The sequence below is a fragment of the Streptomyces sp. NPDC054840 genome (genome assembly GCF_053611065.1).
Genome location: NZ_JBSGZP010000170.1, coordinates 1 through 12,173 on the forward strand (window position 1 = coordinate 1; position 12,173 = coordinate 12,173).

Here is a 12,173-nt window from a genome sequence, read left to right on the forward strand (position 1 = left end):
CGACTGCGCGGCGTGCCACGCCACGGAGGTGCCCAGGATTCCACCACCGATGACCAGCAGGTCGTACGTGGCCTTCGACAGCTGCTCACGGGTCTGGGCGCGGCTGACGTTGGCACCGGCGGTCGGGTGCGTACCCAGTGCGGGAACGCTCTGCAGGCTGCTCATATCTCTCTTAGCTCCTCGTCGATTGACTCAGCTGAGTGCGGTCAGCTGGCGTCTTCGTCGTCGACCCAGCCCATGGAACGCTCCACGGCCTTGAGCCAGCTCTTGTACTCACGGGCACGGGTGTCCGCGTCCATGCGGGGGGTCCACTCGGCGGCCCGGCGCCAGTTGGCGCGCAGCGCGTCGGTGTCCGGCCAGAAGCCGACGGCCAGACCGGCGGCGTAGGCGGCGCCGAGGCAGGTGGTCTCGGCGACCATGGGGCGCACCACGGGGGCGTCCAGGAAGTCCGAGAGCGTCTGCATCAGCAGGTTGTTGGAGGTCATGCCGCCGTCGACCTTGAGGGCCGCGAGCTCGACGCCCGAGTCCTTGGTCATGGCGTCGGTGATCTCGCGGGTCTGCCAGGCGGTGGCCTCCAGGACGGCACGGGCGATGTGCGCCTTGGTGACGTATCGGGTGAGGCCGGCCACCACGCCGCGGGCGTCGGAGCGCCAGTACGGGGCGAACAGGCCGGAGAAGGCCGGTACGAAGTAGACGCCGCCGTTGTCCTCGACCGAGGAGGCCAGGGTCTCGATCTCGGCGGCCGACTTGATCAGGCCCATCTGGTCGCGCATCCACTGGACGAGCGAGCCGGTGACGGCGATGGAGCCCTCCAGCGCGTAGACCGGCTTCTGGTCGCCGATCTTGTAGCCGACCGTGGTCAGCAGGCCGCTGTAGGAGTTGATGATCTTGTCGCCGGTGTTCATCAGCATGAACGTTCCGGTGCCGTAGGTGGACTTGGCCTCGCCCTCGGCGAAACAGGTCTGGCCGAAGAGGGCGGCCTGCTGGTCACCGAGCGCCGAAGCGACCGGGACACCGGCGAGGACGCCCTCCTTGACGTGGCCGTAGACCTCGGCGGAGGACTTGATCTCGGGGAGGATGTCGAGAGGCACCTCCATCGAGCTCGCGATGCTCTCGTCCCACTCCAGGGTGTGCAGGTTCATCAGCATGGTGCGCGAGGCGTTGGTGACGTCCGTGACGTGGACACCGCCCTGGGGGCCACCCGTGAGGTTCCAGATGATCCACGAGTCCATGGTGCCGAAGAGGATGTCGCCGGCGGCGGCGCGCTCGCGCAGGCCCTCGACGTTGTCGAGCAGCCAGCGGGCCTTCGGGCCGGCGAAGTAGCTCGCCAGCGGCAGCCCGGTCTCGCGGCGGAAGCGGTCCTGGCCGACGTTGCGGCCGAGCTCCTTGCACAGGGCGTCGGTACGGGTGTCCTGCCAGACCAGCGCGTTGTGCACCGGCTCGCCGGTGTGGCGGTCCCACAGGACCGTGGTCTCGCGCTGGTTGGTGATGCCGACGGCCTTGACGTCCGCGGCGGTGATCTCCGCCTTGGCGATCGCGCTGGCCACGACCTCCTGGACGTTGGTCCAGATCTCGATGGCGTCGTGCTCGACCTGGCCCGGCTTCGGGAAGATCTGCTCGTGCTCCTTCTGGTCGACGGCGACGATGCGGCCGTCGCGGTCGAAGACGATGCAACGGGAGGAGGTGGTGCCCTGGTCGATCGCGGCGATGAAGGGGCCGGTGCTGCTGGTCATGATGGCTGCTCCTGGCAGGTCGGGTGAGTAGGCGGAATCAGAAGGGCGGTGCGGATCTTACGATCTTGCCGGTACTGCTGATCAGGCGAACGCGATGTTGTAAAGACCACCGGCGAGCGCGGCACCGACGAGCGGGCCGACCACCGGGATCCAGGAGTAACCCCAGTCGGAGCCGCCCTTGTTGGGCAGCGGCAGCAGGGCGTGCACGATACGCGGACCGAGGTCGCGCACCGGGTTGATGGCGTAGCCGGTCGGGCCACCGAGCGAGAGACCGATGCCGACGACCACGAACGAGGTGATCAGGACGCCGATGACACCGAGGCCCTTGCCGCCGTCCTGGAGGCCCTGGGTCAGGATCGCCAGGATCAGAACGGCGGTACCGATGATCTCGGTCGCCAGGTTCTGCACGACGTTACGGATCTCGGGGCCGGTGGAGAAGATGCCGAGCACCGGACCGGCCACATCGTGCGGGTGCGGGTCCTCGGGACCGAGCTTGGCGTCGCGGATGTGCTCCGGGTCGGCCAGGTGGACGCGGAACTGTCCGTAGTAGGTGATCCACATCAGGACCGCTCCGAGCATCGCGCCCAGCAGCTGGCCGGCGAAGTAGACCGGGGTGTCACCCCACTCGCCGGTCTTGACGGCGAGACCGACGGTGACCGCCGGATTGAGGTGCGCACCGGAGAGCGGCGCGGAGACGTAGGCGGCGATCAGTACGGCGAAACCCCAGCCGAACGTGATGGCGAGCCAGCCCGCGTTGCGGGCCTTGGAGCTCTTGAGGGTCACTGCGGCGCAGACGCCACCGCCGAGCAGTGTGAGCAGGGCGGTACCGATGGTCTCGCCGATGAAGATGTCGGAGCTGGACACCCGCGACTCCTTTGTACGTCCAGGGGTGGGCGGACACCGGGTCCCTCCGGTGGTTCCGCGCACTCGGTGAGTGCTGCACCGGTCCGTGGCCTGTCGCATCCTAGCGCGTATTGCCGGTAGGTGTTCGACAATGCCGACCGATGAACGGCAGTTTTCCGCCCAAGTGAAGAACGCGTCAAGGGTCGGCAGGTCAAAGTGTCGGATCGTTACCCGTAGGTGCGATCAGCCAAAACCAGCCATCTCAAAGTCGAGATCTGGCTGAAAACAGGCATAAAGAGGCCAGGGTGTGGCCAAAGCCTGTTAAAGGAAGCTCAGAACCGGCCGGCGCCGAGATCGCGTGAAACCGCACGCGCACAGTCCCGCACCGACGCCACGAGGGCGGGACGGGGCTCCCCCGTCTCGCCGCAGACCCGTTCGACGGCGCCCGCGACCGCCACCGCGCCCACCGGCATCCGGCGCCGGTCGTGGATCGGCGCCGCCACCGAGGCGACGCCCTCCCAGGTCTCCTCGACGTCGCAGGCCCAGCCGCGCGCCCGGGTCAGGCCCAGGATCTCCTCGAAGCCGGGGCCGTCCGTGACCGTCCGGGGGGTGAAGGCCTCGCGCTCCACTTCATGCGCCTGGGTGTGCGCCACCGGGTCGTAGGCCGACAGCACCTTGCCCAGCGCGGTCGAGTGCAGCGGCTGCATGGCCCCGACCTCCAGCACCTGACGGCTGTCGTCGGGCCGGAACACGTGGTGCATGATCAGCACCCCGCTCTGGTGCAGCACGCCCACGTACACGCTCTCGCCGCTCGCCCGGGCCAGGTCGTCCGTCCACACCAGGGCGCGGGCGCGCAGTTCGTGCACGTCGAGGTAGCTGTTGCCCAGGCGCAGCAGCTCCGCGCCCAGCTGGTACCGGCCGGAGGCCGGGTCCTGCTCCACGAAGCCCTCGGCCTGCAGGGTGCGCAGGATGCCGTGGGCGGTGCCCTTGGCCAGGCCCAGCGAGGACGCCACGTCCGAGAGTCCCAGCCGGCGCTCGCCGCCCGCCAGGAGTCGCAGCATCGCAGCGGCTCGTTCGAGCGACTGGATGTTCCGTGCCATCGTGCAGCCTCCTGCGGACCTTCGGTATTACTGACCATCTTGACGCGGTTCGACAATGCTGAACAGTATCGGTCGATGCCGACCTTGCGCACCGTCGGACAGCTGTTCGCCGTACCGTCGCCGGGACACCCCCCCGGGAACTCTCCGCCACAGAATGCAGTCCGCCACGTGGGACACCCACACCGGGGCGGGTGCCTCGCGGTTACCCTGGCCGCGTGCACCCTTGACACAGAGGGGGTGCAAAGCCGACAGCCGTCGCATCCCAGGGAGCACAACCATGGCTTCGTTGCCCAACCCGCCCGCTGACACCCAGACCCGGGCCGATGCCCTCCGGGAGGCGCTCGCGACCCGCGTGGTCGTCGCCGACGGAGCCATGGGAACGATGCTCCAGGCGCAGGACCCCACCATGGAGGACTTCCAGCAGCTCGAAGGCTGCAACGAGGTCCTCAACATCACCCGCCCCGACATCGTGCGCTCCGTCCACGAGGCGTACTTCTCGGTGGGCGTGGACTGCGTCGAGACCAACACCTTCGGCACGAACTACGCGGCGCTCGCCGAGTACGACATCGCCGACCGCAATTTCGAGCTGTCCGAGGCCGGCGCGCGCATCGCCCGCGAGGTCGCCGACGAGTTCACCGCCTCCACCGGCCGCCAGCGCTGGGTCCTCGGCTCCATGGGCCCCGGCACCAAGCTCCCCACGCTCGGCCACATCACCTACGCCCAGATCCGCGACGCGTACCAGATCAATGCCGAGGGCCTGCTCTCCGGCGGCGCCGACGCGCTGCTCGTCGAGACCACCCAGGACCTTCTGCAGACGAAGTCCTCCATCATCGGCGCCCGCCGGGCCATGGAGGCCCTCGGGGTCACCGTCCCGCTGATCTGCTCCGTCACCGTCGAGACCACCGGCACCATGCTCCTCGGCTCGGAGATCGGCGCGGCCCTGACCGCGCTGGAACCGCTGGGCATCGACATGATCGGTCTGAACTGCGCCACCGGCCCCGCCGAGATGAGCGAACACCTGCGCTACCTCGCGCGCAACGCCCGCATCCCGCTCTCCTGCATGCCCAACGCCGGCCTGCCCGTCCTGACCAAGCAGGGCGCGCACTACCCGCTCAGCGCCCCCGAGCTGGCCGACGCCCAGGAGACCTTCGTCCGCGAGTACGGGCTCTCCCTGGTCGGCGGCTGCTGTGGCACGACCCCCGAGCACCTGCGCCAGGTCGTCGAGCGGGTCCGCGGCACGGCGATCACCGAGCGCACCCCCCAGCCCGAGCCCGGCGCCGCCTCGCTCTACCAGACGGTGCCCTTCCGCCAGGACACCGCGTACATGGCGATCGGCGAGCGCACCAACGCCAACGGCTCCAAGAAGTTCCGCGAGGCCATGCTGGAGGCCCGCTGGGACGACTGCGTGGAGATGGCGCGCGACCAGATCCGCGAGGGCGCGCACATGCTCGACCTCTGCGTGGACTACGTGGGCCGCGACGGCGTCGCCGACATGGAGGAGCTCGCCGGCCGCTTCGCCACCGCCTCCACGCTGCCGATCGTCCTGGACTCCACCGAGGTTCCCGTCATCCGGGCGGGCCTGGAGAAGCTCGGCGGCCGCGCGGTCATCAACTCCGTGAACTACGAGGACGGCGACGGCCCCGAGTCCCGCTTCGCCAAGGTCACCCGGCTGGCCCAGGAGCACGGCGCCGCGCTCATCGCGCTGACCATCGACGAGGAGGGCCAGGCCCGCACGGTCGAGCACAAGGTCGCCATCGCCGAACGGCTCATCGACGACCTGACGGGCAACTGGGGGATCCGCGAGTCGGACATCCTCATCGACACCCTGACGTTCACGATCTGCACCGGCCAGGAGGAGTCCCGCAAGGACGGCATCGCCACGATCGAGGCGATCCGCGAGCTCAAGCGGCTCCACCCGGACGTCCAGACCACCCTCGGCCTGTCCAACATCTCCTTCGGCCTCAACCCGGCCGCCCGCGTCCTGCTGAACTCGGTCTTCCTCGACGAGTGCGTCAAGGCCGGCCTGGACTCCGCCATCGTCCACGCCTCCAAGATCCTGCCGATCGCCCGCTTCGACGAGGAGCAGGTCACCACCGCCCTCGACCTGATCTACGACCGGCGCGAGGGCGACTACGACCCGCTGCAGAAGCTGATGGCCCTCTTCGAGGGCGTCAACACCAAGTCGCTCAAGGCCGGCCGCGCCGAGGAACTCCTCGCCCTGCCGCTGGACGAGCGACTGCAGCGCCGCATCATCGACGGCGAGAAGAACGGCCTGGAGACCGACCTCGACGAGGCGCTGCAGACCCGCCCCGCCCTCGACGTCGTCAACGACACCCTCCTGGAGGGCATGAAGGTCGTCGGCGAGCTGTTCGGCTCCGGCCAGATGCAGCTCCCCTTCGTCCTCCAGTCCGCCGAGGTCATGAAGACGGCCGTCGCCTACCTCGAACCGCACATGGAGAAGACCGACGACGAGGGCAAGGGCACGATCGTGCTCGCCACCGTCCGCGGCGACGTCCACGACATCGGCAAGAACCTCGTCGACATCATCCTCACCAACAACGGCTACAACGTCGTCAACATCGGCATCAAGCAGCCCGTCTCCGCGATCCTCGAAGCCGCGCAGGAGCACAAGGCCGACGTGATCGGCATGTCCGGCCTGCTCGTGAAGTCGACCGTGATCATGAAGGAGAACCTGGAGGAGCTGAACCAGCGCAAGCTGGCCGCCGACTACCCGGTGATCCTCGGCGGCGCCGCCCTCACCCGCGCCTACGTCGAGCAGGACCTCCACGAGATCTACGAGGGAGAGGTCCGCTACGCCCGCGACGCCTTCGAGGGCCTGCGCCTGATGGACGCCCTCATCGCCGTCAAGCGCGGTGTCCCCGGCGCCTCCCTGCCCGAGCTCAAGCAGCGCCGCGTCGCCAAGCGCCCTGCGACACCCGGGGGCCCGGAGCTCCGGGCCGACGAGGCCGAGGAGCCCGGGGGACGCTCCGACGTCTCGGTCGACAACCCCGTCCCCACCCCGCCCTTCTGGGGCACCAGGGTCGTCAAGGGCATCCCGCTCAAGGACTACGCCTCCTGGCTCGACGAGGGCGCCCTCTTCAAGGGCCAGTGGGGCCTCAAGCAGGCCCGCGCGGGCGGGGCCACGTACGAGGAGCTCGTCGAGAGCGAGGGCCGTCCGCGGCTGCGCGGCCTCCTGGAGAAGCTGCACACCGAGAACCTGCTGGAGGCCGCGGTCGTCTACGGGTACTTCCCCTGCGTCTCCAAGGGCGAGGACCTGATCATCCTGGACGAGCAGGGCAACGAGCGGACCCGCTTCACCTTCCCGCGCCAGCGCCGCGGCCGCCGCCTGTGCCTCGCGGACTTCTTCCGTCCCGAGGAGTCCGGCGAGACCGACGTCGTCGGCCTCCAGGTGGTCACCGTCGGCTCGAAGATCGGCGAGGCCACGGCCAAGCTGTTCGAGTCGGACTCCTACCGCGACTACCTGGAGCTGCACGGCCTCTCGGTCCAGCTCGCCGAGGCCATGGCCGAGTACTGGCACGCCCGCGTCCGCGCCGAGCTCGGATTCGGCGGCGAGGACCCGGCGAAGGTCGAGGACATGTTCGACCTCAAGTACCGCGGCGCCCGCTTCTCGCTCGGCTACGGCGCCTGCCCCGACCTGGAGGACCGCGCGAAGATCGCCGACCTCCTGGAACCGGAGCGGATCGGCGTCCACCTGTCGGAGGAGTTCCAGCTCCACCCGGAGCAGTCCACCGACGCGATCGTGATTCACCACCCCGAAGCGAAGTATTTCAACGCACGCTGAGCTCCACCGACGTACACTTGTCGGTCCCATACAGGCCGGTCGCCTGTTCCCCGGGGTGGTATGCCCCGCGGAAGAGGTGACCGGCCTTCTCGTCCTTCCGAGAGGCATGCGCATGACGAGCACCGTTCCCGCCCCCGTCGCCCGGACGGCCGACGGTTCTGCCCTGCAGGCGGTGCTGCTCGACATGGACGGCACCCTCATCGACACAGAGAACTTCTGGTGGGAGATCGAGGCGGAGATCTTCCAGGAGCTGGGCCACCGCCTGGAGGAGGCCTGGCGCGACGTGGTCGTCGGTGGCCCGATGAGCCGCAGCGCGACCTTCCTGATCGAGGCGACCGGCGCAGCCATCGGGCTCGCCGAGCTGAGTGTCCTGCTCAACGAGCGCTTCGAGGCCCGCATCGCCGACCAGGTGCCGCTGATGCCCGGCGCCGAGCGGCTGCTGAGCGAGCTCGCCCGGCACAACGTGCCCACCGCCCTGGTCTCCGCCTCCCACCGCCGGGTCATCGACCGGGTGCTGCTCACCCTCGGCCGCGACCGCTTCACGATGACGGTCGCCGGCGACGAGGTGGCCCGTACCAAGCCGCACCCCGACCCGTACCTGCTCGCCGCCCGCTCGCTGGGCGCGCACCCCTCTCGGTGCGCGGTCATCGAGGACACCCGCACCGGCGTGGCGGCCGCCGAGGCCGCCGGCTGCCGGGTCGTGGCCATCCCCTCGGTCGGGATGATCGAACCCGCCCCGGGGCGCACCGTCGTCCGCTCGCTGGAGGACGTGGACCTGGCGTTCCTGCGCTCGCTCATCGTCCCGATGAACTGAGCCGCGACGGCCGAGCGGCGCCCACCACCGCTTCACCACCACGCACCGCCACCGGCCGCCCGTACGCCGCCACGCACCGGCATCCTCCATGTACCGTCCGTGCCGAACGGAATATGTGCCGGATCGAGGCACCACGGAAGGATCTTCCGTCGCGGCCCCCGGAGGCTGAAATTCCATCCTCTTCGGGGCGGTCGCTCAGGGTGACCTTGGTCACCCGTCAAACCCCCGACGGACCTGTCCGCGACCCCCTGACCCTTCCCTTGTGTCCGGATTGATCAGCCCCTGCCCGAATCTGCGCGGCCCTGCGCGTGAACAGGCAGTTCGCTCCGATCACGGTGCGATTACGCCCCAAGTCCGGTCAGTTCCAGCCATCCCGTCCCGGACCACTAGTGTCGACGCGGGCACTACGCCGCACCTCAGCCGTCCCCGGCACACACCCCTGGGCCGGGACCGCGTGGACCGATCGTCACACCACCGGCCCGATCGTTCCGCCCCGAACGGGCGACCGCCGCGAAGTGCCCTCTACGCCGCTTTGAACAAGTGCCGGTTACAGGGAGTCCTTCCAGCATGAACCGCAAGACCATGGTGCTGACGGCCGCGGCCGGACTGCTCACCCCCGCGCTGGCCGCCTGCGGCAGCACGAGTGGTGGAGGAGCAGGATCCGGAGCGATCGTCGTCGGAACCACCGATCGGTTCGAGGCCGCAGACTTCGCTCCCGCCCCCTTCGACCCGGCCTACGCCTACGACGCCGGCGCCTGGAACGTCCTGCGCCAGACCGTCCAGACGCTGATGCACACCCCGCGCGGCGGTGGCCAGCCCGTCCCCGAAGCGGCCTCCGCCTGCCGCTTCACCGACTCCGGCAACGAGAGCTACCGCTGCACCCTGCGCCCCGGCCTGAAGTTCGCCGACGGTGAGGCCCTCACCGCCAAGGACGTCAAGTTCTCCATCGACCGCGTCCTCGCCATCAAGGACGAGAACGGCCCCTCCTCGCTGCTCTCAACCCTCGACAACGTCGAGGTCAAGGGCGCCGACACCGTCGTCTTCCACCTGAAGACCCCGGACGCGACCTTCCCGTTCAAGCTCTCCACCCCCGCCGCCGGCATCGTCAGCGAGAAGAACTACGACGCCAAGAAGCTCCGCGAGGGCTTCGCCGTGGACGGCTCCGGCCCGTACACGATGAAGGCCGAGGTCAAGAGCGGCCGGCTGGTCCGCGCCGTCTTCACCAAGAACCCGCACTACAAGGGCGACCTCAAGCTGCAGAACGACAAGGTCGAGCTGCGCACCTTCACCGACTCCCCGGCCATGGGCAAGGCGCTCACCGACGGAAAGATCCACGTGGTCTCCCGCACCCTGTCGCCGGCCCAGATCACCGAGTTCAGCGCCCAGCCCCCCAAGGGCGTCAAGCTGGTCCCGATGCCCGGCCTGGAGATCCGCTACCTCGGCTTCAACACCGAGGCCCCGGTCGTCAAGGAGAAGGCCGTACGCCAGGCGCTCGCCGCCGCCGTCGACCGCGGCCGGCTCATCTCCAACGTCTACGGCAAGTCCGCGCAGCCGCTCTACTCCCTGGTCCCCACCACCGTGACGGGCCACGTCAACTCCTTCTACAACAAGTACGGCGACGCCAACACGCCCAAGGCCGCCGCCCTGCTGAAGGACGCCGGGATCAAGACCCCGGTCAAGCTGACCCTGCACTACACCAGCGACCACTACGGCGACGGTACGGCCGCCGAGTTCGAGGCCCTCAAGGCCCAGCTGAACTCCACCGGCCTCTTCGACATCACCGTCCAGGGCGACGAGTGGGCGGACTTCCGCCCCGCCCAGAAGAAGGGCGACCACGCCGCCTACGGGCTCGGCTGGTTCCCCGACTACCCGGACGCCGACAACTTCCTCGCCCCGTTCCTGGAGCAGGACAACTTCCTGGGCACGCCGTACGCCAACAGCGCGGTGCGCAACAGGCTCATCCCCGAATCCCGGCGGGCGGTCGACCGTACGATCGCCGTCCCCGCGATCACGGAGATACAGGACATCGTCGCCGAGGACGTGCCCGTCCTGCCCCTGTGGCAGGGCAAGCAGTACGTCGCCGCACGCGACGGGATCACCGGAGTGGAGTGGTCGGTCAACGCCATCTCCGACCTCCAGCTGTGGGAGCTCGGCCGCGGCGTAAGCGGCTGAGCAAGGCATAGACCGGCAGCGGAAGTCGCGGGCCGGACCAACGAAACAGTTCGACTGTGAAGGACGTTCGCGTGAATCGACGTAACCAGTGGCTGGCGGCCCCGCTCGGCGCAGCCACCGCCGCCGCGCTGCTCAGCGGTTGCGGTTCGACCGATGGCTCCAATGCCGGCAGCGGCAAGGGCGTGGTCATGGGCATATCCGACAAGGTGAAGTCCACCGACCCGGCGTCGGGCTACGACCCGGGCTCCTGGCTGCTGTTCAACAACGTCTTCCAGTCGCTGCTGAGCTTCCCCAAGGGCGGTACCACCCCCGAGCCCGACGCCGCCCAGACCTGCGGCTTCGAGGGCGGCGACAGCAAGCTCTACAAGTGCACCCTGCGGGACGGCCTGAAGTTCAGCAACGGCCACACCCTCACCTCGAAGGACGTCAAGTTCTCCTTCGAGCGCACCCTGAAGATCAACGACGCGAACGGCCCGGCCGTGATGCTCGCGTCGATCGCGAGCATCGACGCCCCCGACGACAAGACCGTCGTCTTCAAGCTCAAGACCTCCGACGCCACCTTCCCCAGCAAGATCGCGTCGGGCGCCGGCTCCATCGTCGACCACACCGAGTACCCGGCCGACAAGCTGCGCACCGACAACAAGGCCGTCGGCTCCGGCGTCTACAAGCTCGACTCCTTCGGCGAGAAGAGCGCCAGCTTCTCCGTCAACGAGTCCTACAGCGGCAAGGCCAAGGCCAAGAACACCGGCGTCACGCTGAAGTTCTTCAACGGCGACCAGGCCGGCCTCAAGACCGTCCTGGAGAGCGGCGACGTCGACTTCGCCTTCCGCGGCCTCGCCGCCAAGGACATCGCGGCCCTCGCCTCCAGCAAGACCGGCGACAACAAGGTCGACGTCGTCCAGGGCACCGGCGCCGAGGTCGAGCACATGGTGTTCAACGTCAACGACCCCGTCGTCGGCAAGCTCCCCGTGCGCAAGGCCATCGCCTACCTCGTGGACCGCGAAGCCCTCGTCCGCGACGTCTACGCGGGCACCGCCACCGCGCTCTACTCCGTCGTGCCGACCGGCATCGCCGGCCACACGACCCCGTTCTTCGACCGCTACGGCGGCAGCCCCCAGCCCGAGAAGGCCAAGGCCGTCCTCAAGGCCGCCGGCATCAACGGCAAGGTCAAGCTGACCCTGTACTCCACCCCGTCCCGCTACGGCCCCTCCACCGACCAGCAGTTCGAGGTCATCGCCAAGCAGCTCAACGACAGCGGCCTCTTCGACGCCGACGTCAAGTCCGTCGAGTACGAGCAGTACGAGAAGGACATCCAGGCCGGCAAGTACGGCGTGTACGTGAAGGGCTGGGTGCCCGACTACCCGGACGCCGACAACTTCACGCAGCCGTTCTTCGGCCCGGACAACGTGCTGAACAACAACTACGACAACAAGGAGATCACCGGGACGATCATCCCGTCGACCTCCGCGAAGTCCGACCGCACCGCGGCCAACACGGACTACAACCGCCTCCAGGAGATCGTCGCCGACGAACTCCCGCTCATCCCGCTCTGGCAGGGCAAGCAGTACGCCGTCACCCGCCAGAACGTGAGCGGCCTGCAGTGGTCCCTCGACGCCTCGACCGTCTTCCGCTTCTGGGAGATCAGCAAGGGCTGATGCCAACGGAGCCGGACCCGCCCCAGGGCGGGCCCGGCACCACGCGAGGGGGGC

General features: G+C 68.8%; 7 protein-coding genes and 1 pseudogene. 4 read left to right on the forward strand and 4 right to left on the reverse strand.

The features are described from left to right. The 4 genes and pseudogenes from ACWGIU_RS15035 to ACWGIU_RS15050 all read right to left on the reverse strand — a co-directional run. Positions 1–165 (reverse strand): annotated as a pseudogene (locus tag ACWGIU_RS15035) (glycerol-3-phosphate dehydrogenase/oxidase); the annotation flags it as partial. A gap of 41 nt (positions 166–206) precedes the next feature. Further along, positions 207–1,733, reverse strand: coding sequence for a glycerol kinase GlpK (glpK, locus tag ACWGIU_RS15040; RefSeq protein ID WP_453705889.1), 1,527 nt, complete (start codon positions 1,731–1,733; stop codon positions 207–209). A gap of 81 nt (positions 1,734–1,814) precedes the next feature. Next, entirely contained in the window at positions 1,815–2,597 is a 783-nt protein-coding gene (locus ACWGIU_RS15045) for an MIP/aquaporin family protein (RefSeq protein WP_327734682.1), read from the reverse strand. 311 nt (positions 2,598–2,908) lie between these two features. Then, entirely contained in the window at positions 2,909–3,676 is a 768-nt protein-coding gene (locus tag ACWGIU_RS15050) for an IclR family transcriptional regulator (protein ID WP_453705892.1), read from the reverse strand. A gap of 277 nt (positions 3,677–3,953) precedes the next feature. Here ACWGIU_RS15050 and metH point away from each other — a divergent pair, with 277 nt between their 5' ends. The 4 genes from metH (at position 3,954) to ACWGIU_RS15070 (ending at position 12,119) form a co-directional block, all read left to right on the forward strand. Further along, entirely contained in the window at positions 3,954–7,478 is a 3,525-nt protein-coding gene (gene metH, locus ACWGIU_RS15055) for a methionine synthase (RefSeq protein WP_453705894.1), read from the forward strand. 112 nt (positions 7,479–7,590) lie between these two features. Then, complete coding sequence (locus ACWGIU_RS15060; RefSeq protein WP_453705896.1) at positions 7,591–8,292, forward strand: HAD family hydrolase; 702 nt, start codon at positions 7,591–7,593, stop codon at positions 8,290–8,292. A 567-nt stretch (positions 8,293–8,859) separates the two neighbouring features. Beyond that, positions 8,860–10,464 carry an ABC transporter substrate-binding protein gene (locus tag ACWGIU_RS15065; protein WP_453705898.1) on the forward strand — a complete coding sequence of 535 codons (1,605 nt, stop codon included), beginning with the start codon at positions 8,860–8,862 and terminating at the stop codon, positions 10,462–10,464. A 71-nt stretch (positions 10,465–10,535) separates the two neighbouring features. Next, entirely contained in the window at positions 10,536–12,119 is a 1,584-nt protein-coding gene (locus tag ACWGIU_RS15070; RefSeq protein WP_453705900.1) for an ABC transporter substrate-binding protein, read from the forward strand. The last annotated feature ends 54 nt before the right edge of the window (positions 12,120–12,173 follow it).

Excerpts from the sequence above, each read along its gene's own strand:
- glpK (WP_453705889.1), bottom strand. The coding sequence starts at position 1,733 with ATGACCAGCAGCACCGGCCCCTTCATCGCCGCGATCGACCAGGGCACC.
- ACWGIU_RS15050 (WP_453705892.1), bottom strand. The coding sequence starts at position 3,676 with ATGGCACGGAACATCCAGTCGCTCGAACGAGCCGCTGCGATGCTGCGA.
- metH (WP_453705894.1), top strand. The coding sequence starts at position 3,954 with ATGGCTTCGTTGCCCAACCCGCCCGCTGACACCCAGACCCGGGCCGAT.
- ACWGIU_RS15060 (WP_453705896.1), top strand. The coding sequence starts at position 7,591 with ATGACGAGCACCGTTCCCGCCCCCGTCGCCCGGACGGCCGACGGTTCT.
- ACWGIU_RS15065 (WP_453705898.1), top strand. The coding sequence starts at position 8,860 with ATGAACCGCAAGACCATGGTGCTGACGGCCGCGGCCGGACTGCTCACC.